The organism is Terrabacter terrae, from assembly GCF_039529575.1.
Lineage (GTDB): Bacteria > Actinomycetota > Actinomycetes > Actinomycetales > Dermatophilaceae > Terrabacter > Terrabacter terrae.
This window is the reverse complement of sequence record NZ_BAAANB010000020.1, coordinates 25,589-52,321: the sequence shown is the minus strand read 5'-3', so window position 1 is coordinate 52,321 and position 26,733 is coordinate 25,589. Positions and strand designations below refer to the sequence as shown.

Annotated in this window: 23 protein-coding genes; 13 read left to right on the top strand and 10 right to left on the bottom strand. The window is 72.5% G+C overall.

Going from position 1 to position 26,733, the window contains the following annotated elements; genetic code table 11:
* Positions 1 to 4: 4 nt before the first annotated feature.
* Positions 5 to 781: an SDR family NAD(P)-dependent oxidoreductase gene (locus ABD194_RS09290; RefSeq protein ID WP_343990539.1), complete on the top strand. Its 777-nt coding sequence runs from the start codon at positions 5 to 7 to the stop codon at positions 779 to 781.
* Between the two features lie 45 nt (positions 782 to 826).
* Positions 827 to 1,390 (top strand): orotate phosphoribosyltransferase, encoded by a 564-nt coding sequence (gene pyrE, locus ABD194_RS09285; RefSeq protein WP_343990537.1) that lies wholly within the window; start codon positions 827 to 829, stop codon positions 1,388 to 1,390.
* A 23-nt stretch (positions 1,391 to 1,413) separates the two neighbouring features.
* On the opposite strand, the gene ABD194_RS09280 is transcribed toward pyrE, so the two are convergent.
* The gene (locus ABD194_RS09280) at positions 1,414 to 2,052 is read right to left on the bottom strand and encodes a hypothetical protein (protein ID WP_343990535.1); all 639 of its coding nucleotides are present in this window, start codon (positions 2,050 to 2,052) and stop codon (positions 1,414 to 1,416) included.
* Between the two features lie 161 nt (positions 2,053 to 2,213).
* On the opposite strand from ABD194_RS09280, the gene ABD194_RS09275 reads away from it, so the two are divergent.
* Entirely contained in the window at positions 2,214 to 2,945 is a 732-nt protein-coding gene (locus tag ABD194_RS09275) for a LemA family protein (protein ID WP_343990533.1), read from the top strand.
* Between the two features lie 43 nt (positions 2,946 to 2,988).
* Here ABD194_RS09275 and ABD194_RS09270 read toward each other — a convergent pair whose 3' ends face one another.
* Positions 2,989 to 3,729: a DedA family protein gene (locus ABD194_RS09270; RefSeq protein WP_343990531.1), complete on the bottom strand. Its 741-nt coding sequence runs from the start codon at positions 3,727 to 3,729 to the stop codon at positions 2,989 to 2,991.
* A 310-nt stretch (positions 3,730 to 4,039) separates the two neighbouring features.
* Here ABD194_RS09270 and ABD194_RS09265 point away from each other — a divergent pair, with 310 nt between their 5' ends.
* Complete coding sequence (locus tag ABD194_RS09265) at positions 4,040 to 4,669, top strand: TrmH family RNA methyltransferase (RefSeq protein ID WP_343990529.1); 630 nt, start codon at positions 4,040 to 4,042, stop codon at positions 4,667 to 4,669.
* Position 4,670: 1 nt separating this feature from the next.
* On the opposite strand, the gene ABD194_RS09260 is transcribed toward ABD194_RS09265, so the two are convergent.
* On the bottom strand, positions 4,671 to 5,861 hold the full coding sequence (locus ABD194_RS09260) for a citrate/2-methylcitrate synthase (RefSeq protein ID WP_343990527.1): 1,191 nt from the start codon (positions 5,859 to 5,861) through the stop codon (positions 4,671 to 4,673).
* A gap of 138 nt (positions 5,862 to 5,999) precedes the next feature.
* Here ABD194_RS09260 and ABD194_RS09255 point away from each other — a divergent pair, with 138 nt between their 5' ends.
* Positions 6,000 to 7,196, top strand: a complete 1,197-nt coding sequence (locus ABD194_RS09255) for a citrate/2-methylcitrate synthase (RefSeq protein ID WP_343990525.1) — start codon at positions 6,000 to 6,002, stop codon at positions 7,194 to 7,196.
* A gap of 292 nt (positions 7,197 to 7,488) precedes the next feature.
* Here ABD194_RS09255 and ABD194_RS09250 read toward each other — a convergent pair whose 3' ends face one another.
* From ABD194_RS09250 to ABD194_RS09235, 4 genes are read right to left on the bottom strand one after another with little or no spacing between them, the layout of a single operon-like run.
* Positions 7,489 to 8,736, bottom strand: coding sequence for an ABC transporter permease (locus ABD194_RS09250; protein WP_343990523.1), 1,248 nt, complete (start codon positions 8,734 to 8,736; stop codon positions 7,489 to 7,491).
* A complete protein-coding gene (locus ABD194_RS09245) occupies positions 8,733 to 9,653 on the bottom strand; it encodes an ABC transporter ATP-binding protein (protein WP_343990520.1) in 921 nt (306 codons plus the stop codon). The genes ABD194_RS09250 and ABD194_RS09245 overlap by 4 nt, the downstream gene beginning before the upstream one ends.
* Before the next feature lie 35 nt (positions 9,654 to 9,688).
* Complete coding sequence (locus tag ABD194_RS09240) at positions 9,689 to 10,441, bottom strand: response regulator (protein WP_343990517.1); 753 nt, start codon at positions 10,439 to 10,441, stop codon at positions 9,689 to 9,691.
* Positions 10,438 to 11,784 carry a sensor histidine kinase gene (locus ABD194_RS09235; protein ID WP_343990515.1) on the bottom strand — a complete coding sequence of 449 codons (1,347 nt, stop codon included), beginning with the start codon at positions 11,782 to 11,784 and terminating at the stop codon, positions 10,438 to 10,440. Before ABD194_RS09235 ends, ABD194_RS09240 begins: the two co-directional genes overlap by 4 nt.
* 95 nt (positions 11,785 to 11,879) lie before the next feature.
* Between ABD194_RS09235 and ABD194_RS09230 the strand changes: the two genes are divergently transcribed.
* On the top strand, positions 11,880 to 13,007 hold the full coding sequence (locus tag ABD194_RS09230; RefSeq protein WP_343990513.1) for a M24 family metallopeptidase: 1,128 nt from the start codon (positions 11,880 to 11,882) through the stop codon (positions 13,005 to 13,007).
* A gap of 21 nt (positions 13,008 to 13,028) precedes the next feature.
* On the opposite strand, the gene ABD194_RS09225 is transcribed toward ABD194_RS09230, so the two are convergent.
* The gene (locus tag ABD194_RS09225) at positions 13,029 to 14,441 is read right to left on the bottom strand and encodes an NAD(P)/FAD-dependent oxidoreductase (protein WP_343990511.1); all 1,413 of its coding nucleotides are present in this window, start codon (positions 14,439 to 14,441) and stop codon (positions 13,029 to 13,031) included.
* Between the two features lie 35 nt (positions 14,442 to 14,476).
* On the opposite strand from ABD194_RS09225, the gene ABD194_RS09220 reads away from it, so the two are divergent.
* The 7 genes from ABD194_RS09220 (at position 14,477) to lysS (ending at position 22,186) form a co-directional block, all read left to right on the top strand.
* The gene (locus ABD194_RS09220; protein ID WP_343990508.1) at positions 14,477 to 15,310 is read left to right on the top strand and encodes a GNAT family N-acetyltransferase; all 834 of its coding nucleotides are present in this window, start codon (positions 14,477 to 14,479) and stop codon (positions 15,308 to 15,310) included.
* Positions 15,311 to 15,431: 121 nt separating this feature from the next.
* On the top strand, positions 15,432 to 16,460 hold the full coding sequence (fbaA, locus tag ABD194_RS09215) for a class II fructose-bisphosphate aldolase (RefSeq protein WP_343990505.1): 1,029 nt from the start codon (positions 15,432 to 15,434) through the stop codon (positions 16,458 to 16,460).
* Positions 16,457 to 16,864: a DUF3151 domain-containing protein gene (locus ABD194_RS09210; RefSeq protein WP_343990501.1), complete on the top strand. Its 408-nt coding sequence runs from the start codon at positions 16,457 to 16,459 to the stop codon at positions 16,862 to 16,864. Before fbaA ends, ABD194_RS09210 begins: the two co-directional genes overlap by 4 nt.
* A complete protein-coding gene (locus ABD194_RS09205; protein WP_343990498.1) occupies positions 16,857 to 17,696 on the top strand; it encodes a Cof-type HAD-IIB family hydrolase in 840 nt (279 codons plus the stop codon). The genes ABD194_RS09210 and ABD194_RS09205 overlap by 8 nt, the downstream gene beginning before the upstream one ends.
* A gap of 185 nt (positions 17,697 to 17,881) precedes the next feature.
* On the top strand, positions 17,882 to 18,820 hold the full coding sequence (locus tag ABD194_RS09200; protein ID WP_343990495.1) for a hypothetical protein: 939 nt from the start codon (positions 17,882 to 17,884) through the stop codon (positions 18,818 to 18,820).
* Positions 18,821 to 19,037: 217 nt separating this feature from the next.
* Complete coding sequence (locus ABD194_RS09195; protein WP_343990492.1) at positions 19,038 to 20,348, top strand: adenylosuccinate synthase; 1,311 nt, start codon at positions 19,038 to 19,040, stop codon at positions 20,346 to 20,348.
* Between the two features lie 59 nt (positions 20,349 to 20,407).
* A complete protein-coding gene (lysS, locus tag ABD194_RS09190) occupies positions 20,408 to 22,186 on the top strand; it encodes a lysine--tRNA ligase (RefSeq protein ID WP_343990489.1) in 1,779 nt (592 codons plus the stop codon).
* Between the two features lie 98 nt (positions 22,187 to 22,284).
* Here lysS and ABD194_RS09185 read toward each other — a convergent pair whose 3' ends face one another.
* Both ABD194_RS09185 and ABD194_RS09180 read right to left on the bottom strand, forming a co-directional pair.
* Complete coding sequence (locus tag ABD194_RS09185; protein WP_343990486.1) at positions 22,285 to 23,859, bottom strand: M4 family metallopeptidase; 1,575 nt, start codon at positions 23,857 to 23,859, stop codon at positions 22,285 to 22,287.
* 559 nt (positions 23,860 to 24,418) lie between these two features.
* Positions 24,419 to 26,701 (bottom strand): HelD family protein, encoded by a 2,283-nt coding sequence (locus ABD194_RS09180; protein WP_343990826.1) that lies wholly within the window; start codon positions 26,699 to 26,701, stop codon positions 24,419 to 24,421.
* Positions 26,702 to 26,733: the final 32 nt, after the last annotated feature.

Genomic DNA, 26,733 nt, shown 5'->3' with positions numbered 1-26,733 from the left:
GCGCATGACTGGAGAGCAGACGACGCGACCGACCGCCCTCGTCACCGGTGCGAGCGCCGGCATCGGGCGGGAGTTCGCACACCAGCTGGCGGCTCGGCGCCACGACCTCGTGCTCGTCGCTCGTGACCGCGGCCGGCTCGAGCGGCTCGCCGCCGAGCTGACGAGGAGGTATGCCGTCTCCGCCGAGGTGCTCGTCGCCGACCTCTCGGACCGGTCGGCGCTGCAGACGGTCGCCGACCGGGTCGCCGACCGGGACCGGCCCGTGGACGTGCTGGTCAACAACGCGGGCTACGGCCAGCGGCGCTCGTTCCTGCGCAACGACCTCGCGGTGGAGGAGGCGGCGTTCGACGTCCTGACCCGTGCGGTGCTCGTGCTCTCGCACGCTGCTGGGGTCGCGATGCGTGAGCGAGGCCGCGGCCACATCGTGAACGTCTCGTCGGTCGCCGGCTTCATCGCCTCGGGCTCCTACTCCGCTGCCAAGGCGTGGGTGACGACGTTCAGCGAGGGTCTCGCGACCGAGCTCGCCGGCTCGGGTGTCACCGTCACGGCGCTGTGCCCGGGGTTCACCAACACCGAGTTCCAGCAGCGCGCCGGCATCAGCAAGCCGGGACCCGAGTTCCTGTGGCTCGACCCGCAGAAGCTCGTCGCCGACTGCCTGCACGACGTCGACCGGGGACGGGTCGTGTCGGTGCCGGGCCTGCAGTACAAGGCGGTCGTCGGGCTGCTCCGGGTGGTGCCGCGGTCGCTGGTCCGGGGCCGCGCCCGCCTCGTCCGCCGCTGAGCACGCTGTCGGGGCCGCGGCCCGAGCGCCCTACGATGGAGCCTCGTGACCGTCACTGACACCGCCGCCGCCCGTGCCCGCCTGCTCGAGATCATCAAGGAGAAGGCGATCGTGCACGGTCGCGTGACCCTCAGCTCCGGCAAGGAGGCCGACTACTACGTCGACCTGCGCCGCATCTCGCTCGACGGTGAGGCCGCGCCCCTCGTCGGGCTCGTCATGCGCGAGCTGACCAAGGACCTCACGTATGCCGCCGTCGGCGGCCTCACGCTCGGCGCCGACCCGGTCGCCACCTCGATGCTGCACGCCGCCGCGGCCGCGGGCGAGCGCCTCGATGCCTTCGTCGTGCGCAAGGCCGGCAAGGCGCACGGCCTCCAGCAGCGCATCGAGGGACCGTCGATCAAGGGCCGGCGTGTGCTCGTCGTCGAGGACACCACGACCACCGGCGCCTCGCCGCTCGCTGCGGTGGAGGCCGCTCGCGAGGACGGCGCCGAGGTGGTGGCGGTCGCGACCATCGCCGACCGTGCGACGGGTGCCGGCGAGAAGATCACGGCGGAGGCGGGCGTGGAGTACCGCTACGCCTTCTCGCTCGAGGAGCTCGGGCTGGCCTGACGCGGTCAGCCGCGTGGCGCGGGTCAGCCGCCCGGCGCGCCGACCTGAACGGGCAGGCCGGCGCGCAGCGCCCGCACCACCGATGGCGGCGTGAGCAGCTCGGCACGTCCGGTGCCCGGCCGCGGAACGGGCTGGACGGCATACGTGTTGTCGGGTCGCCACGGCAGGAGGCCGTCCCCGGCCACGAGGACGGCCTCGTCGTCGAGCAGCACGAAGGCGCCGTCGGGCAGGTCGGCCCACGGGTACGCGTGCAGCCGGCGGGCGCGTCGCGATGGGTCCCAGCGCTCCGAGTGGAGCAGCCGGTCGAGCTCGGGGGCGCTCGGGCGGTCGACGCCGGCGGCGACGGCCACGAGGTCGCGGAAGGCCGTGAAGGCGGGGCGCCGGCACTCCGCGCACGGCCGGTGCCCGGCGGCGAACGAGACGGCCTCGTCGAGGAAGAAGAGCGGGGTGTAGTGCCCGGGGTCCCACTGGCGGACGCGGCGGTCGCGGAAGGTCAGCGCGCACGTGATCCAGGCCCGGCCGACGTGGTGTCGACGCACCTCGCGCGTGCCCGCGCCGTCGTGCAACCGGCCCCGGTTGCCCATCCAGGCACCTCGCCCCGGCGCCGCGACGACGTCACCGAGCGGGCGGACCCGGTTGCGCGCCGGTGCGGGCGTTGACATGCCCTTCACGCTAGAAGGAGACACCGACAGGCGCGAACGGGCCTTGAGAGGAGGCGACAGGAACCGGTCGTGCGCCTTCGCCGTCGCACCGACGGCCCGGTCCGGGGGTCCAGCCCGCACTAGGATCGGCACACTGACCGCCCAGATTCTCGGGAGAACCCATGATCATCGTCTGGATCCTGATCGGCCTCGTCGTGCTAGCCGCGATCGTGGGCGTCGTCATGTACAACGGCCTGATCGGCCTGCGCAACAAGGTCGAGGAGGGCTGGCGCCAGATCGACGTCGAGCTGAAGCGCCGCCACGACCTCATCCCCAACCTCGTCGAGACGGTCAAGGGCTACGCCAGCCACGAGCGGGGCACGCTCGAGGACGTCATGAAGGCGAGGTCCGCCGCGATGTCCGGCGCCTCGACGCCGGCTGCTGCGGCGCAGGCCGAGGGCCAGCTGAGCCAGGCGCTCGGTCGCCTCATGGCCGTCGCCGAGGCCTACCCCGACCTCAAGGCCAACCAGAACTTCCTCGCCCTCCAACAGGAGCTGACGAGCACCGAGGACCGCATCGCGAGCTCGCGCCGCTACTACAACGCGCTCGTGCGTGAGCTCAACACCAAGGTGGAGTCGGTGCCCTCGAACGTCGTGGCCAACATGGCCGGCGTCAAGCGTGCGGAGTACTTCGAGGCCCCCGCCACCGAGGCCGTCGTGCCCAACGTGTCCTTCGGCGACAACACCGTCGGTGGGTCCGGCAGCACCCCGGGCGTCGCACCCTCCACCCAGCCCGGCGCCATCGGCGGTCCCTCGACCCAGCCCGGCGCCGCGCCCGGCGCGCTGCCGCAGGCCCAGGCGCCCGGCGCGGTCCAGCCCGACCCGACGCGCGACTCCGGCACCCCTAACGCCTGACCCGGCGACCCGAGCGCCAGCCGGACGGCCGCGCCGACCGGGCTCAGCTGCGCTCGGTGCCGCGAACGGGGTCGGCCACCTCGCCGGCCCCGTTGGTGCCGCCGGTGTGGTCGGTGCCCGCGGCCGCGAGCGCCTTCCCCTCGCGACGGTGCTTGAGGAACTCGAAGAGCATCGGCAGCACGGACACGACGACGACGAGCAGGATCGCGTACTCGATGTTCTTCGTCAGGCCGGGGAAGATCTGGCCGAGGAAGTAGCCGAGCAGCGTCACGCTGACCACCCAGGCGACGGCTCCGACGGCGCTCCAGCCGAAGAAGCGCTGGCGGTGCATGCGGCCGATGCCGGCCACGACGGTGATGAAGGTGCGCACGATCGGCACGAAGCGCCCGAGCACCAGGGCCCGGCTGCCGTACTTGTCGAAGAACGCGTTGGTCTTGTCGAAGTTGGCCGTGTTGATGAAGCGCCCCTGCCGCTTGTAGAGGGGCCGCCCGACTCCTCGACCGATCTCGTAGCCGACCACGTTGCCGAGGAAGGCCGCGATGGCCAGGCCGCCGATCGCCAGGCCGAGGTTGAGGTCGATCTGGCCGGTCGCGATGAACAGGCCCACGGCGAAGAGCAGGGAGTCGCCCGGCAGGATCGGGAAGAGCAGCCCGCACTCGATGAAGACGATGACGAGGGCGATCACGAAGAACGCGCTCCCGTACTGCTGGAGCAGGTACGTCGGGTCCATCCACTTCGGGCCGAGGGCGGGGGCGGCGGCCGACAGGGCGGCGAGAGCGTGCATGCGTCACAGGGTATGCCGTGTGGTCGGGCGCGGCTGAATCCCCGCGGGCCCCGGACGGCCTCCGTGCGGGGGTCTCAGGAAAGACTCTGGAAAGTCTCAGCTACGTCTCGAGATCGTCTCGATGGGATGACGTCGCTTCTGCCCGCCCGGCGGGCGGGTTCACCATGGAGGCGGGAGCAAGGGAGGAGGCCGGCAGCGCCGGAGCACTCGGGGCCGCGCCGACCTGCATGGACGCGGCGGCGACGTGCCGTCCTCCTCCCGACCGCCCGAGCCCGGCTCCTCGGTGGGCAGCGACCGTAGACTCGCCCCCGTGCAACCGTCGCCACCACCGCCGGAGATCGGCGTGGGCCCCTGGGAGGGGCCGTGGCCCGAGGGCGACCAGTGGGACCCGGAGCTGCTCGAGCAGGGCGACCGGCGCAACGTCGTCGACGCGTACCGCTACTGGCGCCACGACGCGATCGTCGCGGACCTCGACACCCGGCGGCACGACTTCCACGTGGCCGTGGAGAACTGGGGCCACGACTTCAACATCGGCTCGGTGATCCGCACGGCCAACGCGATGGGCGCGGCGGCGTTCCACATCGTCGGTCGCCGCCGCTGGAACCGGCGCGGCGCCATGGTGACCGACCGCTACCAGCACGAGCACCACCACCGGGACGCGACCACGCTGGCGCAGTGGGCACGCGCCGAGGGCCTGACACTGCTCGGCGTCGACAACCTGCCCGGCTCGGTGCCCCTGGAGACCTTCGACCTGCCCCGGCGGTGCGTGCTCGTCTTCGGCCAGGAGGGCCCGGGGCTGTCCGAGGCGATGCGCGCGGAGTGCGCGGCCGTGCTGCACATCGAGCAGTTCGGCTCGACGCGCTCGATCAACGCCGGCGCGGCCGCAGCCGTGGCCATGCACGCGTGGGTCCGCCGGCACGTGTTCGACCAGCAGGTGTAGCTCAGCCCTGCGGGTCGCGCCCGCGCCAGCGCAACGGCTCCTCGGCGTACTCCTCGACGACGTGGGCGGCGACGCCCACGGACCGTGCGACCTGGAAGACGACCTCACCCGACTCGGCCGGCAGCCCGAGGGCGTGCAGCACGGCGGCGCTCGCGAGGTCGATGTTCGGCAGGGCTCCGATGCGTTCGGCGACCAGCGTCGAGAGGGCGTCGACGCGACGCCGCAGTCCGGTCGTGCCGCGCCGGCGCCACAGTGCCTCGAGGACGATCTCGGCGCGAGGGTCGCCGTCGGGGTAGAGGAAGTGCCCGAACCCGGCCACCGACCCACCCGTGCGGAGCGACCGCGCGAGGAGCGCGGCCGGGTCGGTGCTGTCGGCGAGCAGCGCGTGGGCGGCGACGGGGGCGGCGCCGTGCAGCGGGCCGGACATGGCCGCATACGCGGCACACAGGCAGTCGGGGAGTCCCGCTCGCGTGGAGGCGGCCACCCGGGCGGCGACCGTCGAGGCCGTGAGGCCGTGGTCGAGCAGGGCGACGAGCAGCACCCGCAGGACCGCGACGTCACCCGGCGCGTCCGCTCGCCCGCCGAGGGCCGCGAGAGCCAGCGCCGCCAGGTCGCCGTGTGCCGGGTGGCCGGGGCTCGCGCCGGCCAGCAGGCTGAGGGCGGCCCGGAGCGTCGGGACTGCGGCGGCCCGGACCCGCTCGGGCTCGGTGTCCGACGCAAACGGGTCCGCGGCCGCGAGCAGCTGCACGGCCACCGGCATACGCCGGTGGAGGGGGAGCGCGGCCAGGTCGATGACGCCGACCGATGGTGGGACGGGCACGGGCACGGGCTCGGGCACGGGCTCGGGCACGGCCGGCGTACCGAGGACCACGGCCGCCGCCTCCTCGAGCGAGCCGAGCGCCACGACATCGGCGAGCGGGCGCCCGCGGTAGGAGAGCTCGCCCTCTGTCGTGGTGCTCACCGATGTCGCGATGCTCCGGAAGCGCAGCACCGGCTGCGGGCCACCCTGTGGCCGCGCGGCCGTCGCCATCGCGTCGATCTGCGCGCGGTCGAAGAGGCTCTCCTGCTGGCCCGGTCGGCGCTCGCTGCGCAGCACTCCTCGGCTGACGTAGGCGTAGAGGGTGGCCCGCTTGACCCCGAGGCGCTGGGCGGCCTCCGTCGTCGTGATCCACGGGCTGCGGGGAGTCGTCACGACGAGACCTCCTCGGTCGAGAGTGGCTGGGACGGGGCGCGACAGCGGTGTCGACGCGGTCAACGGTTGACCGGATCAACATTGACGACATTGATCAACATTGCTCAGGGTGATGAGTGAACCCGAGAGGAGCACACCATGTCCACCCACTCATCTGGCCCGACCGTTCCGACCCCCGCCGGCTTCGTCCTCGTGCCGCCCGGCCTCGCGAAGGTCGTCGTCACCGACACCGAGATCGGAGACGTCCGCGGCGACGAGGGCTTCTACCACTACCGGCAGTACTCGGCCGTCGAGCTGGCCGAGCAGGTGGGCTTCGAGCAGGCCTGGCACCTGCTCTTCCACGGGCGCGTGCCGTTCGCCGCCGAGCTCGACGCCCTGCGGCACGACGCCGGACGCCGGCGGGTCCTGCCGCCGGCGCTCGCCGGACTGTTGCCCGCGATCTGCGCGACGACGGGCGACTCGCTCCAGGTCCTGCGCACCGCGCTGTCCGCGTGGGGCGGGATCACCGGGCAGCGACCGCTCTACGACGCGGGGGAGGACGAGCGGCTGGCCTCGGCGATGGCGGCGGCCGCGGTGACGCCGACGATCCTGGCCGCGGCTCACCGGCTGCGCCTCGGCCTCGACCCCGTGCCGGCCGACCCCGACCTGCCCCACGCCACCGACTACCTGCGCATGGTCACCGGGAGGCTGCCCGCAGAGCGGGACGCCCGGGCGGTCGAGCAGTACCTCGTCGCCACGATGGACCACGGCTTCAACGCCTCGACGTTCACGGCTCGCGTCATCGCCAGCACCGGGGCCGACCTCGCGGCCTGCCTCGTCGGCGCCATCGGGTCCTTCTCCGGCCCCAGGCACGGCGGCGCGCCGAGCCGGGCGCTCGAGGCCCTCGACGAGATCGGGACGCCCGACCGGGCCGAGCCGTGGGTGCGGGAGCAGGTGGGGCGGGGAGCCCGCATCATGGGCTTCGGCCACGCCGTCTACCGCACCCACGACCCGCGGTCGGAGATGCTCAAGGCGGTGGCGCGCCGGTGGGACGACCCGCTCGTCGACTTCGCGATCGGGGTCGAGGCGACGATCGAGCGCGTCCTCGCCGAGCTCAAGCCGGACCGGCCGCTCTACGCCAACGTCGAGTACTACGCCGGGGTCGTCATGCGCCTCGCGGGTCTCGAGCCCAGCATGTTCACGCCGACCTTCTGCGTCGCCCGCGCCGTCGGGTGGACCGCCAACATCCTCGAGCAGGCCCGCGACCCCAAGATCATCCGGCCGGCGGCACGCTACGTCGGGCCACCACCGCCCCAGCCGGTCCCGACGAGCGGCCGTATGCCGCTGCCCGCCTGACGCACGCGGGGGCAGTGCTCGAGCTGGCATCGAGCAGGCATCGAGCAGGCCCCGACGCATCCGGATGCCGGGGCCTGCTCGGCGCGACCGGGGGAGCATCCGGTCGCTGGTGTCGTCGCCCGGAGCCCTCCGAACGCCACCTCCCACGGTAGGACCGATGGTGCCGGCACGCGATGGCCTTCAGGTAAGAACTCCGCAAGGGCGCGTCAAGGAACCGTAGGCCGACCGGACGCGGCCGCGGCAGCCGGACGCGCCCCCGGACGTGCGCCCGGACGCGCGCCCGGACGCGTGCTCAGTCGGCCGTGTGGAGGGCCTGCCGCCAGGAGACGCGGCCGCCGGTCTGCAGAAGGGAACGGCGGTAGATCCGCTCGCCGACGGCGACCGTGAGGGCCGAGAACGCACCCATCACGGCCAGGGCCAGCACCGGCTCCCACCACGCCGCATCACCCGCGAGGATGCGCCCGGGCATCGACACGACCGACGCGATGGGCAGGAACGAGGCCACTTCGAGAGCCGTGCCGCTCAGGCTGAAGCTCGCCACGTAGACGAACATCATGACGATGGTCAGCGGGGCGGTCGTCGACTGGAGGTCCTCGGTCCGCGACGCCAGCGCGCCGGCGACGGCGAAGAGGCAGGCCAGGGCGAAGAAGCCCACGGCGAAGAAGAGCACGAACCAGACGACCGCGCCGGAGAGGGTCGGCAGGAGCGTGGACGCGTCGGTGAACGAGACCGCCACGAGGCCCACGCCCGAGAAGACGACCACCTGGGCCAGGGCGAGAAGGGAGTTGCCGACCACCTTGCCGGCGAGCAGCTGTCGCAGCGGGATGGCGGTGGCGATGATCTCGACGATCCGGGACTGCTTCTCCTCGACGACGCTCGCCGCGATCTGCTGGCCGAACATCATCGCGGCCATGAAGAAGAGCACGGCGAAGGCGAAGGTCGCGCCCTTGACGAACCCGCTGTCGCGCGTCTCGCCGTCGAAACGCGTGGTCGTCAGGGTCGTCCCCTTCTCGAGGGCGGCCATGGTCGTGCCTGCCGCGGTGGCGTTGCGCTCCAGGGCCGCGCTGCGCAGGGCTCCCTCGAGGGCAGTGCGCAACGTCGGGTCGACGTCGTCCGCCGAGGTGAGCGTCCAGCCGGAGGAGCCCTGGTGCAGCCAGACGTCGGCCGTGCCGTCCTCGACGAGGGTGCGAGCGGCCGGCTCGCCCGACACCGGCGTGGACCGGACCGACAGGGAGTCATCCACCTGGCGTGCCGCGGTGGCCGCCCGCTCGGCGAGGCGGGTGCCCTCGGCCCCGGTCACGGCGACCGTGTAGGTCGTCGTCCTCCCGCTCTGCCACACCGAGAAGGCGCCGTAGCCGGCGATGAAGAGCAGCGTGATCAGGGTGGAGACCAGGAAGGCCCGGTTGGTCAGGCGGACGACGATCTCGCGCACGGCGACGACGGCCCACATCCGCGCGGTGGGAGCCTCCGCCCCGGGGAGTCCGCGCGGGTGCGTCTCGTCGTCACCGACGCCGGAGGGACGCTGCTGGGTGGTGGTCATGCGGTCACCTCGCGGTAGATCTGGGCCAGGCTCGGTCGCTGGCGGGAGAACTCGTGCACCTCGCCCCGTCGAAGGGCCTCCTCGAGGAGCCGTCGCTCCGCTCCGTGCTCGACCACTTCGAGCAGCGCGCGGGAGCCCTCCACGTCGACGGCGTGGATGCCGGGGACGCCGCGCACCCAGCCGGCGTCGCCGGAGAGCACGAGGCTGTGGCGGGTGACGGACCGTGAGCGCAGGTCTTCGGGGGTGCCGTCGGCCACGACACGTCCGCGGGCCAGCACGACGAGCCGCTCACAGAGGCGTTCGACGAGGTCCAGCTGGTGGGATGAGAAGAGGACGGGCACGCCGCGTGAGGTGTGTTCGCGCAGCAGCTCGGCCATGTCGTCCACGGCGGCCGGGTCCAGCCCGCTGAACGGCTCGTCGAGCACGAGCGCGCGCGGCCTGCCCATCAGTGCTGCGATGACCTGGACCCGCTGCTGGTTGCCGAGCGACAGCTTCTCGACGTGGTCGCGGGCCCGGTCGGCCAGGCCCAGCCGCTCCAGGTGGGTGGTCACCGACGCCTTCGCGGACGCCGCGCCGAGCCCGCGCAGCCGGCCGAGGTAGACGAGCTGGTCGAGCACGGGCTGCTTCGGGTAGAGCCCGCGCTCCTCGGGCATGTAGCCGAACCGACGCCGGTCGGCCGCGGTGATGGGGCGACCGTCCCAGAGCACGTCGCCGCCGGTGGGAGACAGGACCCCCATGACCATGCGCATCGTCGTCGTCTTGCCGGCGCCGTTGCCGCCGACGAACCCCGTGAGCCGGCCCGCCGAGACCGTGAAGCTCACCTCGTCGACGGCGCGCACCTCGCCGAAGGTGCGCGACAGGCGTCGCAGCTCGATGTCGGCCGTGGCTCTGTCCCTGACTCTCCCCGTGTCCCTCATGCCGCCAACGCTAGGAGGCGGGGCCGCCCGGCGGATCAGCCTGGCGGGGGACCGTCGACGTCCCCCGGCAGGATGAGCCCGGCCTCGTACGCGAGCACGACGGCCTGCACGCGGTCGCGCAGGTGCAGCTTGGCGAAGACGTTGGACAGGTGCGTCTTGACCGTCGCCTCGCCGACGTGGAGCCGCAGGGCGACCTCGGCGTTGGACAGTCCGCGACCGACGAGCCCGAGCACCTCGAGCTCCCGCGGGGTCAGCTCCGCGAGCCGCGGGTCGCGGGGCTCCGAGGACGAGCCCACGTATGCCGGCCGGCCGCTTCCGGTGCTCGGTGGCCCCTCCGGACGGGCGCGGTCGCCCGCCCGGACGCGGGCCAGCCGTTCGATGACCCGGCGGGTCACCTCGGGGGCGAGCAGGGCGTGGCCGCTCGCCACGGTGCGCACGGCGTCGACGAGGTCCTCGGCGTGCGAGTTCTTCAGCAGGAACCCACTCGCCCCCGCATCGAGGCCGGCGAAGACGTAGTCGTCGTGGTCGAAGGTCGTCAGGATGACGACCTGCGACAGGTCCTCGGCGGCGATGCAGCGGGTCGCCTCGATGCCGTCCATCACCGGCATCTGCACGTCCATGAGGACGACGTCGGGGCGCAGCTCGCGGCAGAGCTCCACGGCCTCCGCGCCGTCGCCGGCCTCGCCGACGACCTCGAGGTCCGCCTCCACCGAGAGGATGAGCGAGAAGCCCGCGCGCACGAGCCGGTGGTCGTCGACGAGGAGGATGCGAGTGCGGGGGGCGCTCACGACGCGTCCTCGGGCAACGGCATACGGACGCGGACCCGGTAGCCGCCGGTCACGCGCGGGCCGATCTCGCTGATGCCGCCGTGGGCCGCGAGGCGCTCGCGGACGCCGAGCAGGCCCAGACCCGTGCCGGACGTCCCCGACCTCGGGCGCCCGTCGTCGAGCACCTCGACCTCCGCGTAGCCGTGGGTGAAGCCGGGCTCGGGACGGCGGTCCACGCGCACGAACACGCTCGCGGCCGAGGCCGTCGAGTGCCGCCGGGTGTTGGCCAGCGCCTCCTGGACGGTGCGGTAGAGGGAGAGCCCCACGGGTTCGGGCACGGCGGAGACCGCTCCTGGAGAGTCCTCGACCACGCGGCACTCGACGTGCATGCCGGTGCCGGACACGTCGTCGACGAGGGCCGGGACGTCGCTGAGCCGGGGCTCCGGCGAGCGGAGGCCATCGGCCCCGGTGTCGTCGCCGGAGCGGAGCGTCCCGAGCAGCGAGCGCATCTGGGCGACGGCCTCCCGGGAAGAAGTCTCGACCGAGCTCAGCGCTCGCTCCGCCACGTCGGCGTCCTTGCGCAGCACACGCCGCGCGGCAGCGGCCTGGATGCCGATGACCGAGACGTGGTGGGCGACGACATCGTGCAGCTCGCGGGCGATTCGCAGCCGCTCCTCGACGACGGCCTGGCGCTGCAGGCTCGTCGCCTGCTCGTCGATGGTGCGGGCCTGCTCGGCGAGGCGGTCACGCTGCAGGGCGCCTCGCCACGCCGCTTGGCCGCCGATGATGGCACCGCCGAAGTAGACGACGTTGACCAGCAGCGAGTAGACGACGTAGGCGGCGGGTGGGCTGAAGATCCCCTGCCGGGTGAGGGGCCGGCCGCCCCGGCTCATCGCCTCCTCGATGCCGCTGCCGACCGCGAACTGCCAGGTGAGCCAGCCGAACATGAGCAGGACGACGCCGATGACGACCCCGAGCATCGCCCGGCGGTCACGCGCCCAGGCCACCCCGGTGAAGAGGGCGAGGAAGTACACGACCTGCAGGGGCATGGAGACGGCGATCGCCGGCATGAGGATGCCGAACGCGAAGAGGTGGAGCGAGAGCCCGGCGGCCACCAGCAGCGGCCAGCGGCGACGCCACACCAAGGGCACGGTCCCGACCGCCACCGCGACGTGCGGCCAGAGCCAGGAGTCCGCCTGGGCACCGAGCGCATCGATGCTGCGCAGCAGCTCCACGCCGAGGGACCCGGTGAGCAGGAACGCCAGCGCGACCCACGCGTCGACCCGACGGGTCCGGGCCGGGTCCTGCGGCAGCCGCTCCCAGTCGACGTCGACGCCTGCCCACTCCGCGACGCGTGCGCTCATCCTGCGGCCCCCGACCATGGGGCACAGCCTAGGGACTGAGTGCCGGCGCCGGATCCCCCGTCAGGGGGAGGTGCGGCGGCGGTACGGTCGGGGCCATGGGTGTCAGCTCCTCTGTCCTCGACGTCACGACGATGCGCTCACGGCTCGACCGGCTGCGGGCCCACGCGGCGGAGGCCGGGGTGGCGGCGACCGTCGTCTCGCCCGGCTCCGACCTGCGCTACCTCACCGGGATCGCCGGGTCGTCCTTCGAGCGGCTCACGGCCCTGGTCGTGCCGAGCGATGCCGCCGTGGCGCCGGTCTTCGTCTCACCGGCCCTGGAGTATGCCGGACTCGGCCACGTGCCGCTGGCCGAACTCGGCGTCGAGGTGCGCACGTGGGTCGACGGCGAGGACCCCTACGCGCTCGCCCTCGGCGGGGTGCCGACCGGTCGCGTCGCGGTGTCCGACATGACCCCTGCGCTGCACCTGCTGCGCCTGCGCGACGCCGGCGCCGTCGACCAGCAGCTCGCCGGCCCGGTCCTGCGGGAGCTGCGGATGCGCAAGGACGCCGCCGAGCTGGCCGAGCTGCGCGCTGCCGGGGCCGCCATCGACCGGGTGCACGCGAGGGTCGGGGAGTGGCTGCGCGCCGGTCGCACCGAGGCCGACGTCGCCGCCGACATCGCCGCCGCGATCGTCGAGGAAGGCCACGCCGCAGCGGACTTCGTCATCGTCGGCTCCGGCCCCAACGGCGCGAGCCCGCACCACTCGGTCAGTGACCGCGTGATCGAGGACGGTGACGTCGTGGTCGTCGACATCGGCGGACCGCTGCCCTCGGGCTACGGCTCGGACAGCACGCGGACGTATGCCGTCGGCACACCTCGTGAGCCCGACGTCGCCGCTGCGTACGCCGCGCTCCAGGCGGCCCAGCAGGCTGCTGTGGAGGCCGTGCGCCCGGGCGTCACCTGCGAGGCGATCGACCGGGCCGCGCGTGACGTGCTCGCCGGGTCAGGCCTGGCCGAGCACTTCATCCACCGCACCGGGCACGGCATCGGGCTCGACGGGCACGAGGAGCCCTACATCGTCGCCGGCAACGACCTGCCGGTCGAGGCCGGCATGACCTTCAGCATCGAGCCGGGCGTCTACCTCTCGGGGCGCTGGGGTGCGCGCATCGAGGACATCGTCGCAGTGACCGAGGACGGGGTCGAGCGCTTCAACAACCGCCCGACCGACCTCGCCGTCCTCTGACGCGGCTGTGGGGCGGACCGGTCAGGAGTCGAAGCCGACGCCCATCCGGTCGAGCGCCCGCAGCCACACGTTGCGCCGGCCGGTGCGGTCCTCCGCGGCGAGCGAGGAGCGCGTGGCCCGCACGGCGGCATACCGGATCGGCTCGGGAGGGAAGGGGATCGGCTTGCGCCGCACCATCCCCAGCCGGGTGAGCTCCGTGTCCTTCCCGTCGGCCAGGTCGAGGGCGACGGCCGCGCCGAAGCGGGTGGAGGCCACGCCCAGCCCGGTGTAGCCGACGGCATACGCCATCCGCCCGCCGAGGGCCGTGCCGAAGACCGGCGTGAACCGTGACGTCGTGTCGATGACCCCGGCCCAGCGGTGCGTGAACCGGATGCCCTCGAGCTGCGGGAAGATGTCGAGGAAGTGGTCGGCGAGCAGCCCGTGCGAGGCGTCGTTCTGCTCGAGCGCCGGGTCGATGCGCCCGGGGAAGTGGTAGTTGGCGTCGTAACCGCCGAAGAGCACCCGGTCGTCGAGCGTCCTTCGGTAGTAGTGGAACTGGTTGCCGGCGTCGGTCAGGCCCTCGCGCCCCTCCCAGCCGATCGCGGCCAGCTGCTCCGGCGTCAGCGGCTCCGTCATGAGGACGTGGTCGTAGACGGGCAGCACCCAGGCTCGGAAGCGCTTGAGCACGCCCCGTGACGCGTTGGTGCCGATCACGACGCGACGTGCGTGGATGGAACCGCCATCGACGGTGACGCGCACCCCGGCGCCGGCGGTGTCGAAACCCGTTGCGCGCGTGTGCTCGTGCAGGCGCACCCCGAGGGACTCGGCGGCGCGGGCCAGTCCCCAGACGAGGCGCGCCGGGTCGACGAGCGCCACCTCGGGGTCGTACATCCCGGCGAGGTAGCGCGGGGAGTGCACGCGCGCCTGCGCGCCCTCCGCGTCGAGCAGCAGGGCCGGGACGCCGTGGGCGCGGTGCAGCTCGTACGACTCGCGCACCGCGGGCACCTGGTGCCCGCTGAGCGCGAGCGTCAGCTCCCCGGGGCGGTGGAAGTCCGCCTCGATGCCGTATGCCGTCAGCGTCCTCTCGATGCCCGCGACGTTCTCGGCGGCGAGCCGGTCCAGGGTGCGCATCTCGTCCGGCCAGCAGCTCACGCCCTGGGCCAGGCCGTGCGTCAGCGACGGCGCGAGGAAGCCGCCGTTGCGGCCCGAGGCGCCGTCGGCCAGGCGCCCGGCCTCGATGACGACGACGTCGCGCGACGGGTCGGCCTCCTTGGCCTGGATGGCGGCCCACAGCCCGGTGAAGCCGGCGCCGACGACGAGCAGGTCGGTGCGCCGCGCGGCGCCCTTGAGGGGCGCCCGCGGGTCCGGGCGCTCGGGGCGGTCCGTCCAGAACGGGACGGGCCGGGCGTCGGCGAGGGCCGCGGCAGCGCGAGTGGAGGGATGGGAAACACGCATGACGAGACGGATTCGACCATGCTTGGCTGTCGGCTGTGAACCCCTCTTCGTTCCAGAGCGATGCCCCCTCGGCGGGAGACGTGGAGCAGCTGCTGCGCGTCTTCCACGACCAGACCCGTGCGCCCGTCCCGTTGGGGACCGCGGAGCGGCCGGTGGAGCTCGACGGCCCGGTCCGCCGGCACTACGACCTCGACCCTGCGGGCCACTTCGCGATGGTGGAGAGCCCCGACGGGCTGGGGGAGGACCCCGACGGCCTCATCGCGCGGGTCCGGGACTTCTTCGCCGGCCGCGGGCAGCGCGTCGAGTGGAAGACCTACGACTACGACGAGCCGGCAGACCTCGGCCCACGGCTGGAGGCGGCCGGCTTCGTCCGCGAGGACGACGAGGCGCTGATCCTCGGCGAGGCGGCACCCCTTGCAGAGCAGGAGCTGCACCTGCGCGAGGGCGTCGTCGTCCGCGCCGCCGACTGCTTCGAGGACTTCGTGCGCTTCCGCACCATGTCCGAGACGGTGTGGGGCGAGGACCACGCCTACGTGACCGACTCGCTCTACCCCGACTGGCTCGCCAAGCCGGAGTCGATGCACGTCGTCGTGGTGGAGGAGTCCCGTGAGGGGCCGGTCCTCTGCGCGGCACGAGGGGAGTACGACGAGAGCAGCTTCACCGGGCTGTGGGGTGGCTCGACCCTGCCCGAGTGGCGCGGCCGCGGCCTCTACCGCGCGACCCTGCTCCACCGGGCCCGGCTCGGCCTCGACCGCGGCAAGGAGTACGTCCGAGTCGACGCCTCACCCGACTCCGAGCCGATCCTGCGACGCCTCGGCCTGCACCGCGTCGCGACGACGACGCCGTACGTCTTCGACCCGCGATCTTGACCCGGCTGGTCGCTGCTGAGCGGGCGCTCACCGGTTGGTGGGCACCCGCGAACACGCGACGGCATACGTGGCAGGATTTCGAACGGATCGTGAACCCGCTTCCCACACAGCAGGAGTTGCAATGCCCATCGCCACCCCCGAGGTGTATGCCGACATGCTCGACCGCGCGAAGGCCGGCTCCTTCGCGTACCCCGCCATCAACGTCTCGAGCTCGCAGACGCTGAACGCGGCGCTCAAGGGCTTCGCCGACGCCGGCTCCGACGGCATCATCCAGGTCTCGACGGGCGGTGCCGACTACCTCTCCGGTCCGAGCATCAAGAACATGGTGAGCGGCTCGCTGGCCTTCGCCGCCTACGCGCACGAGGTGGCCAAGAACTACCCCGTCAACATCGCGCTCCACACCGACCACTGCCCCAAGGACAAGCTCGACGGCTTCGTCCGCCCGCTGCTCGCTGCCTCGACCGAGCGGGTCGAGGCCGGCGGCACGCCCTGGTTCCAGTCGCACATGTGGGACGGCTCGGCCGTGCCGCTCGACGAGAACCTCCAGATCGCCCAGGAGCTGCTCGCCCTCGCCAAGGCCGCGAACGTGGTCCTCGAGATCGAGGTCGGCGTCGTCGGCGGCGAGGAGGACGGCGTCGAGGGCGCCATCGACGAGAAGCTCTACTCCACGCCCGAGGACGCCATCGCCACGATCAAGGCACTCGGCGCCGGCGAGAACGGCCGCTACCTGACGGCCCTCACCTTCGGCAACGTCCACGGCGTCTACAAGCCGGGCAACGTCAAGCTGCGGCCCGAGATCCTCCTGCAGGCCCAGCAGGCCGCCGCCAAGGAGCTCGGCCTGTCCGACGACGCGCGACCCTTCGACCTCGTCTTCCACGGTGGCTCCGGCTCGCTGCCCGAGGAGATCTCGGCTGCGGTCGACAACGGCGTCATCAAGATGAACGTCGACACCGACACGCAGTACGCGTTCACCCGCCGCATCGCCGACTGGATGATCTCCGGCTACGCCGGCGTCCTCAAGGTCGACGGCGAGGTCGGCAACAAGAAGCAGTACGACCCGCGCGCCTGGGGCAAGGCGGCCGAGGAGGCCATGGCCGTGCGCGTCGTCGAGGCCTGCACCGCGCTGCGTTCGGCGGGGACCCACGCGTGAGCGACAACCTGCTCGGCATCCCCGAGACGCGTCTGGCCGTCGACCCGGCCGCCGAGAAGCTCGAGGCCGGGGTCGACCCGGTCCAGGTGGCCGCGACCTACCCCGCGAGCTCGCTCGCGTGGGCGGTGCTCGCCGAGGACGCGCTCGCCGACGGTGACCGCGACGTGGAGGCGTACGCGTACGCCCGCACCGGCTACCACCGCGCGCTCGACAGCCTGCGCAAGTCCGGCTGGCGCGGCCAGGGCCCGGTGCCGTGGTCGCACGAGCCGAACCGCGGGTTCCTCCGGGCCCTCGCGGCCCTCGCCCGCGCCGCCCGCGCCATCGGCGAGAGCGACGAGGAGGCCCGCTGCACGCAGTTCCTCCGTGACAGCTCCGCCGAGGCGGCGCGCGAGCTCGGTGTCTGAGCCCGCTCCCGCCCCCTCACCGCACCGCGTGACCCTCTTCTGCTCCGACGTCGACGGCACGCTCCTCGACCACCGACGCACCCTGTCCGACCGCACCGTCGCGGCCATCCGGGCGGTGCGGTCGGCGGGGCACGCGTTCGTCCTGTGCTCCTCCCGGATGCCGGCGTCGCTGGAGGGGCTCGAGCGGCTCTGCGGGGTCGACCCGACCCCGCTCATCGCGTACAACGGCGGTCTCGTGCTGCGCGCGGACCGCTCCGTCGTGACGGACGTGCCCATCACGCCGGGCGACGCCCGGGAGGCGTATGCCGTGTGCTCCCGGCTCGGACTCCACGCCAGCTTCTTCGCCGGTGACGAGTGGTACGCCTGGGGCCCCGACGAGTGGACCGAGCGGGAGGCGACGATCACGGCGGTCGACCCGAACCCCGCCTCGGCGCACGACTACGTCACCCACGGGTGGGTCGATCGCCGGCCGCCGCACAAGGTGATGGCGATGGGCGACCCGGCGCTCGTCGACGAGCTCGAGACGGCGCTCGCCGGCCGTGCCGGCATGGTGACGTACCGGTCGAAGCCGACCTACCTCGAGATCGCCAGCGCCGCGTGCTCCAAGGGCGACGGGCTGCGCGCGCTGGCGGGGGAGCTGGGCGTCGACCTCGCCGACACCGTCTTCTTCGGCGACAACCACAACGACGTCTCCGCGTTCGCCGTGGCGGGGACCGCGGTCGCGGTCGCGAACGCTGTCGACCCGGCGCTCGAGGCCGCCACGGTCGTCACCGGCCACCACCGCGAGGACGGCGTCGCCGACTACCTCGAGGACTGGCTCGCCTCGCGCTGACGGCTGCTGTGCCCGGGACTCGTCCTCGCGCCCGGGATCGTGGCTCAGTCCGCCGATCTGTCTGGCGACCGGGGCCGGGTCGCCCGACCGAACCAATGTCCCCATCCCCTGCCGAGGCCCGGTCGGCGTCCACAACCGCCCGCTGGCGCCTGGCCGTCGGACTCCCGAGCGACGACTGTCGCTCCATGCACCTGTCGCTCATCACCCACGACGACGTCTTCCCCCTCTCGCGAGCCCTGTCGGTCGGCATCGACCGCGCCGAGCTGCGGCGGCTCGCCAAACAGGGCCGGGTCCACCGGCTGCACCACGGCTGGTTCGCCGTCCGTGCGCCGGCCGACGAGGCGGACCGCCACCGGCTGCGGCTCGCCGCACTGCTCCAGCAGTACGCCACCGGCGCCGTCGCGAGCGACGCCTCAGCCTTGCTCCTGCTCGGTCTGCCCACCTACGAACCCGACTGGTCGGTGGCCCACCTCATGCGCACCCGGCCGACCGCCTCTGGTCGGGTCAAAGCGCACCGCAAGGCTGATCTCGTGGTGCGCCCCGCGCTCGTCCACCCCGAGGTCACTCGACTGCCGCCAACCGGCCGGGCGGTGCATCCCGCCGTGGCCGTCGCACTGGCGGGGCTGACCGATCCGTGCGCCTTCCTGGTGCCCGCCGATGCCGCCCTGCGCGACGGTCACGTCACGCGGGACGAGCTGCAGCTGGCGGTCGAGGTGATCGGACGTCGCCCTGGCATCGAGCGCGTCAGGGCGGCGTTGCCGCGATGCGACGCCCGCCACGAGTCACCCGGCGAGACCGTCACCGCCTGGGTCCTGCACCATCTGGGCTTCCGAACGGTCCCGCAGTTCGCCGTGCCGGGCACCGAGGCCTTCACGCGTGGCGGGCAGGGCTACCGCGCCGACCTCGGGATCGTCGGCTCGAGGGTCCTCGTGGAGTTCGACGGGCGCTCCAAGTACGCATCGGCGCAGGACCTGTGGGACGAGAAGCGGCGCGAGGACCGCATCCGAGCCCTCGGCTGGGAGGTGGTCCGCCTGACCTGGGCCGACCTGTCGCAGCCCGAGCGTGTGCGGGCGCTGGTCGAGGCGGCGATGCGACGCGCCGCGGCCCTGCGCAGGGCCGGGTGAGCGAGAAGTCGGCTGCGCGTCGGCCCGGCGATCTGTCTCGCGGCGCCCGAACCGTCTTGGGTCCGGCGACATGTCGCGCGACTGGAACCAGGTCGAGGACTGCACCACGGATCCACGCCCGGGTCCCCGCGCGGAACCGGCGCGGGCGGGGTCGGGAGTGCCGGTCTCGAACCGATAACCTTGCGGTTGGCTTGGACCACAACCGGAAGGCAGACCGATGCCGGCAATCGTGCTCGTCGGAGCGCAGTGGGGCGACGAGGGCAAGGGCAAGGCGACCGACCTGCTCGGCAGCAGCGTCGACTACGTCGTCAAGTTCAACGGCGGCAACAACGCCGGCCACACCGTCGTCATCGAGAAGGACGGCAAGCGCGAGAAGTATGCGCTGCACCTGCTGCCCTCCGGCATCCTGTCGCCCAACTGCACGCCGGTCATCGGCAACGGCGTCGTCATCGACCTCTCGGTGCTCTTCGAGGAGCTCGACGGCCTGCAGGCCCGCGGCATCGACACGAGCAAGCTGCTCGTCAGCGCCAACGCGCACGTCATCCCGAGCTACAACCGGACCATCGACAAGGTCACGGAGCGCTTCCTCGGCAAGCGCCGCATCGGCACCACCGGCCGCGGCATCGGTCCGACCTACGCCGACAAGATGAACCGTGTCGGCATCCGCATCCAGGACCTCTACGACGAGGGCATCCTGCGCCAGAAGGTCGAGGCCGCCCTCGAGCTGAAGAACCAGCTGCTGGTCAAGATCTACAACACGCGTGCCTCCGCCGTCGACGAGGTCGTCGAGGAGCTGCTGTCGTATGCCGGCCGCCTCGCCCCCATGGTCGCCGACACCAGCCTCGTGCTGAGCCAGGCGCTCGACCGGGGCGACACGGTGCTCTTCGAGGCCGGGCAGGCCACCCTGCTCGACGTCGACCACGGCACCTACCCCTACGTCACCTCGAGCAACGCCGTTGCGGCCGGCGCCTGCACCGGTTCTGGCGTGCCGCCGACCCGCATCGACTCGGTCATCGCGATCCTCAAGGCCTACACGACCCGTGTCGGCGAGGGGCCCTTCCCGACCGAGCTGCACGACGACATGGGCGAGTTCCTCCGCAAGACGGGCGCCGAGTACGGCGTGACGACGGGCCGCCCGCGCCGCTGCGGCTGGCTCGACACCGTCATCGGCCGCTACGCCACCCGGATCAACGGCGTCACCGACTTCGTCGTCACCAAGCTCGACATCCTGACCGGCCTCGAGAAGGTGCCCGTCTGCGTCGCCTACGACGTCGACGGCGTGCGCCACGACGAGATGCCGGTCAACCAGACCGACTTCCACCACGCGACCCCGATCTACGAGGAGCTCGACGGCTGGTGGGAGGACATCAGCCAGTGCCGCACCTTCGAGGACCTGCCGGCCAACGCCCAGGCCTACGTCCTGCGCATCGAGGAGCTGATCGGCGCCCGGGTCTCGGCCATCGGCGTCGGCCCCGGCCGTGACGAGATCATCGAGCGCTTCCCGCTCAAGCCGGCCGTCGCGGGCTGACGCGTTCGCGTGTCCCGCAGCACACGGCATACGAAAGCTTCTGGAACTGAAGGAAACCCATGACTGAAGACGTCGCCCCGCTCGACTGGGTCACGCGTCTGGCCGACGACGTGATCGCCGAGGCGCAGGAGCGCAACCCCGGCGAGAAGATCGTGTGCGCGTCGGGCATCAGCCCGTCCGGGCCGATCCACCTCGGCAACTTCCGCGAGCTCATCACACCTCACCTCGTCGCCGACGAGATCAAGCGCCGCGGCATCGACTGCGAGCACATCCTCAGCTGGGACGACTTCGACCGCTTCCGCCGCGTGCCGAAGAGGCTTGCGGGAGTGGACGACTCGTGGGAGCAGTACATCGGTATGCCGCTGACCGCGGTGCCGCCGCCCGCCGGGTCGCCGCACGCGAGCTGGGCCGACCACTTCAAGGCGCCCCTGCTCGAGGCCATGGCGGCCACCGGCATCGAGGTGCGCCAGATCAGCCAGACCGAGCGGTACCGTGCCGGCGTCTACCGCGACCAGGTGCTGCTCGCGATGCGTGAGCGCACCGCCATCGACAAGGTGCTCGACCAGTACCGCACGCTCGAGGCGGTCGAGGCCGCGCGCCAGAAGGCCAGCGGCAAGGGCAAGGGCAAGGGCGGCGACAAGGCCGCGAAGCTGACGGAGGAGCAGGCCGCGGCGGCCACCGAGGCCGAGCGCGGCTCCGGCGCCGCGACCGAGGACGACGGCAGCTCGGGCAAGGCCGGCTACTACCCGTTCAAGCCGTTCTGCACCTCGTGCGGCACCGACTTCACGACCGTCACCGCCTACGACGACGACAGCCACGAGCTGACCTACGACTGCACCAAGTGCGGGCACTCCGAGACGGTCGACCTCGACACCTTCACCAACGGCAAGCTCGTGTGGAAGGTCGACTGGCCGATGCGCTGGGCGCACGAGCGCGTCATGTTCGAGCCGTCCGGCGTCGACCACCAGAGCCCCGGGTCCAGCTTCGTCGTGGGCAAGGACCTCGCGCCGATCTTCGGCTGGGAGCGCCCGATCGGCCCGATGTACGCCTTCGTCGGCATCGCGGGCATGGCCAAGATGAGCTCGAGCAAGGGTGGCGTGCCGATCCCCAACGACGCGCTCGAGGTGATGGAGGCGCCGGTGCTGCGCTGGCTCTACGCCCGACGCCGGCCCAACCAGAGCTTCGACGTCGCCTTCGGCCCCGAGCTGCAGCGCCTCTACGACGAGTGGGATGCCTTGGGGCGCAAGGTGGCCGACGGCTCCGCCCAGGCCGGTGACCTCGCCGCACACCTGCGCGCCACGTCCACGGCAGCCGGTCCACTGCCGGCGACGCCGCGACCCATGCCGTTCCGCACCATCGCCTCAGTCATCGACGTGACGCAGGGCGACGAGGCGCAGGCCGTCCGGATCCTCGGCGAGCTCGAGCCCGACAACCCGGTGACCTCGATCGACGACCTACGGCCGCGCCTCGACTGTGCCGAGCGCTGGATGCTCGGCTACGTGCCGGCCGAGGACCGCACCATCGTGCGCACCGAGCCCGACACCGAGCTGCTCGCCAGCCTCGACGAGGCGCAGCGGGAGTCGCTCCGCCTGCTCGCCGACGGCCTCGACGAGCACTGGTCGCTCGACGGCCTGACGCACCTGGTCTACGGCGTGCCGAAGGTCCAGCGCGGCATCGACCCCGCGACCAAGGTCAAGGACCCGGAGCTGTCGGCGGCGCAGCGTGCCTTCTTCGTCCTCGTCTACCGACTGCTCGTGAGCAAGGACACCGGTCCCCGGCTGCCGACCCTGCTCCTGGCCGTCGGCGCCGACCGGGTCCGCACCCTCCTCGGCCAGTGACCTCGAACCGTCGAAAGGCCACAAACCGGGGTGCAGGGCACCTCAGGGTCCGGACTCGGGACCCCCGGTTTGTGGCCTTTCGACGTAGGTAGTGGCGGTCAGTTGACGCCGACGGCGGACCAGGCGGCTGCGGTCGCGTTGTACTGCGCGCTGCCCGAGCCGTAGAGGTCCTTGGCGGCCGAGAGCATCCCGGTGCGGGCGCCCGCGTAGTTCGTCGAGGACGTCCAGTACGTCGTCAGGGCGCGGTACCAGATGGCGGACGCCGCGTCGTGGCCGATGCCGGTCACCGCGGAGCTGTTGCACGTCGGGCTGTTGTAGCTGACTCCGTTCAGGGTCTTGGCGCCGCTGCCCTCGGACAGCAGGTAGAAGAGGTGGTTGCCGACGCCGGAGGAGTAGTGGACGTCGAGGCTGCCGACGGTCTTGCTCCAGCAGTCCGCTGACGCGCCGTCCCTGCTGGGCTTGTCCATGTAGCGCAGGGGGCCGCCCGAGCCGATGGCGAAGCGCTCACCGATGAGGTAGTCGCCCGGATCGCCCGAGGTGTTGGCCGTGTACTCGACCATCGTGCCCATGACGTCGGACGTCGACTCGTTGAGGCCACCGGACTCGCGGCGGTAGGCGAGGCCGGCCGTCGCCGACGTGACGCCGTGGGTCATCTCGTGGCCGGCCACGTCGAGAGAGACCAGCGGGCCGTAGCTGACGCCGTCACCGTCGCCGTAGCGCATGCAGAAGCAGGTGTCGCTCCAGGAGGCGTTGACCCAGTTGGTCCCGACGTGCACGAGGCTGCGGGCGCCCTTGCCGTCGTTCTTGATGCCGTTGCGCCCGAAGGTGCTCTTGTAGAAGTCCCAGGTCGCACCGACGCCGAAGTCGGCGTCGACGGCAGCGCTCTGGCGGTTGGTGCTGGAGCCGGTGCCCCAGACGTTGTCGGCGTCGGTGTAGAGAGTGCCGGTGGTCGAGGAGGTCGACCCGTTGTTGGCGTCCTCGGTGCGGGCGCCGCCGCGGGTGCCGTCGACGAGCTGGTAGCTGCCGCCCGAGAGGGTGGTCTGGAGCGTCACGGTGCCGAGGTAGAGGCTGTTGCCGGTGCCCGCGTCGTTGATCTCCGTGGCCCACTGGTCGAGGACCGAGCCGGTGCGGGCGTCAACGAAGACGACCTTGCCGGCCGGCTCGCCGTGCGCGCCGACGCCGTCGACCTGGGTCTTCCACGCCAGGCGGGCCGGACCCTCCATCGCGTAGACCGCCAGGGACGGCGTGGACCTGCTCACCGTGAAGTCGGCGGTGCGGGCTGCGGTGGTGGCAGCCGTGGCGGCCGCGACGGCGGGCGTGGTCGAGGAGATCCGGACCGAGGTGGCCGCTGCGTCGACACCCTTCCACCCGCCCGACCGGTCGGTGTGGACGACCAGGTCGCCGCCGACGACCGGGAGTCCCTTGAACGTGCGGTCGAAGCGGACGTGCGTCGTCCCGTCCTTGTCCGCCGCGACGCTGCGGGTCGTGAGGGCCTGGTCCCCGTCGAGACCGAACGCGGCGCCGTGGGCCTTCGCGGCGGCGACGACACGGTCGAGGCTCGCGCCGGGCGGTGACTGGGTGGCGGCCTGCGCGCCGCTCGTGGCGACGGTCGCGAGGGCGGTGCCGGCGATCGCTGCGGTGGCGATCGTCGTCGTGATGAAGCTCTTCTTCAAGGCGTTCTCCTGGCTGGCGATGTGCGCTGCGAGTTGCCCCCCGAGGGCGGTCCGGGTGACCGTGCCGCAACAGTCGTCGGTCGCCCGACCGGGCGCCAGAGCAGCGACGCAATGTTTGCCCGTGCTTGAAGAACATTTGGCCGGCGCCGACCGCCATTCCCAGCGCACTCTCAGAAAAGGGCGCTTTTCAGTGCTCCTCGAGGCGCGAGAACGGCAGGAGTCTGGGAGTCGGCTCGCAGCATGTTCGATGCCACCTGTGAGCGGCACGAGCCCTCCCGGCCCGGACATGGGAGCGGGCGAGGGGCGAGATGCAGGGGGGTTGCATCTCGTCCCTCGCCCGGTGCGTCGTCCACTTGGGGGGACGGACTGACGCAGAACGTCAAGGGTCTCAGGGGGGAGGAGACGGCGGGGAGGGTAGGAGTCGCACGGCCTCGACGTTGCGTCAATCATCCTCCCGGCCGAGGCCACAGTCGACGGTTGCGGCAATCCTTGAACAAACCTTTACCCGAGAGGTTGCCGCGAGTGCCGCATGCGCCTCCGGTGCACAGGGCGCAGCAGTTCAGGCCAGCACGGTCATCCGATGCGCGGCGCGGGTCAGGGCCACGTAGAGGACGCGGATGCCGCCGGGCGACTCGCGGGTGATCTCCTCGGGGTCGACGACGACCGTCGCGTCGTACTCGAGGCCCTTGGTCGACATCGGGTCGATGACCTGGACCCGCCCGTCGCCCAGCGCGGCAACCGGGGCGAGGACCGCGGCGTGGGCCGCGGGCGTGATCACGGCGATCGCGCCCTCGACCTGCTCGAGCAACGACTCGACGGCGTCGCGGACCGACGACAGCGCGTCTACGCCGAGGGCCGCCTCACGCGGCTCGACGCCGGTCTCTCGGACGGCCTGCGGGATGTCGGCGTCGGGCACCTCGCGGCGCACCACCTCCGCCGCGAAGTCGAAGATCTCCCGCGCGTTGCGGTAGTTGGTGTCCATGTGGAACTGCTGGCGCGCCTGTGACCCGAACGCCTCCTCGCGGGCGGCGGCAGCCTCGGCGGCGTCAGGCCAGGACGCCTGGGCGGCGTCACCGACGACGGTCCACGACGCGTACCGGCCGCGACGGCCGATCATCCGCCACTGCATCGGGGAGAGGTCCTGGGCCTCGTCGACGAGCACGTGGGCGTACTCGTCGGGCTTGCCGATGCGGCCGGCGAGCAGCTTCTCGCGCGGCTGGGTCAGGACGACAGGCGCACCGTTGTCGCGGGCGGCGCTGCGCACCGGCTGGACCTCGGTGACGCCGTACTGGCTGAGGTCCTCGAGCTCCTCGATCTCGTAGAACCCGCGCTCCTCCTGAGGTGCTTCCTGGACGGGACCGAGGCGGGCGGCGACGTCGTCGATGAGCGCCACGTCGGCGACCGACCACGAGCCGGTCTCGAGCGCCAGCCGGAAGGAGGCGGCCAGGGACTCGACCTCGTCCTCGTGCAGCGAGCCGCGGGAGTGGCGTCGGACGAGGGTGGGGTCGCCGAGCCACAGCAGGACCTCGCGGGGGTCGACCTGCGGCCACCACTGCTGCATGAACGACTCGACGTCGAGGTGGTCCTCCCACTTGTCGAGGAACTCCTCCTTGGCGTCCCGGTCGCCGGTGACGCCGAGGGAGGCCCACGCCGCCTCGCCGAGCGCGGCCTGGGCGGCGGCGGTGGCGGTGTTGCGCTGGTGCTGGCGCAGCACCTGCGAGCGCACCCGGTCGAGAACCCGCGCGTCGAGGCGCACCGGCCGGCCCGCGACCATGGCACGGAACTCGGTCGGCGCCTCCGGAACCCGGCCGCGCGCGGCGGCGCCGAGCAGGGTCCGGATGCGCGTCGAGCCCTTGGTGCGAGCCACCGCGGGGGAGTCGAGGCGCTCGGTGTGCACGACGTCGAGCACGTCGCCCAGCGCACGGAGGATGACGCTCTCCTCGCCGAGCGAGGGAAGCACGCGCTCGATGTAGGCCGTGTAGGCGCCCGAGGGACCGACCACGAGGATCCCGCCGGACTCGAAGCGGCGGCGGTCGGAGTAGAGCAGGTAGGCCGCGCGGTGCAGGGCCACGACGGTCTTGCCGGTGCCGGGACCGCCTGTGATCTCGGTGATGCCCCGCGCGCTCGCGCGGATCGCCTCGTCCTGGTGGGCCTGGATCGTGGCGACGATGTCGCGCATGCGCTCGCCGCGGCTGCGGGTCAGGGCGGCCATCAACGCACCGTCGCCGACGATGACGAGGTCGTCGGGAGCCTCGGGGACCATGAGGTCGTCCTCGATGCCGATGACGGTGGTGCCGCGACTGCGCAGCACCCGGCGACGGATCACACCCATCGGCTGCGTGGGAGTGGCCCGGTAGAAGGGAGAGGCGGCCGGGGCGCGCCAGTCGATGACGAGGGGCTCGTAGTCGTCGTCGCGGACGCCGAGGCGGCCGATGTAGCGGACCTCGCGGTCCTCGCCCGATGGCTCACGGACGGACCGGTGGCCGTCGCCCTCGCTGCCGGCCGTGGCGCGCAGCATGGCGTGGTCGATGTCGAGACGGCCGAAGACGAGGCCCTCGTACTGCGTGTCGAGCGCCGTGCGCCGCTTGGCCGCGTGGAACATCAAGGCGTCGCGCTCGAAGAGCCCGGCCCCCTCCGCGTCGCCGATCTCGACCTGCCGCCCGAACTCGGTGCGGGCGAGGCCCTCCGCCTGGACGCTGTCGGCGCGCAGCCCGGCCTTCTCGAGCTCCTGGTGCACGCGGTCGACGTGCGCCTGCTCGACGGCGATCTCGCGGGCGAGCTCGTCGGGGATGCGCTTGGTGGCCACCGGCGAGGCATCCCGGGCTCCCCGAGCCCCGGGCATGCTGCTCCGCTGGGACGACTTGTTCGAAGTGC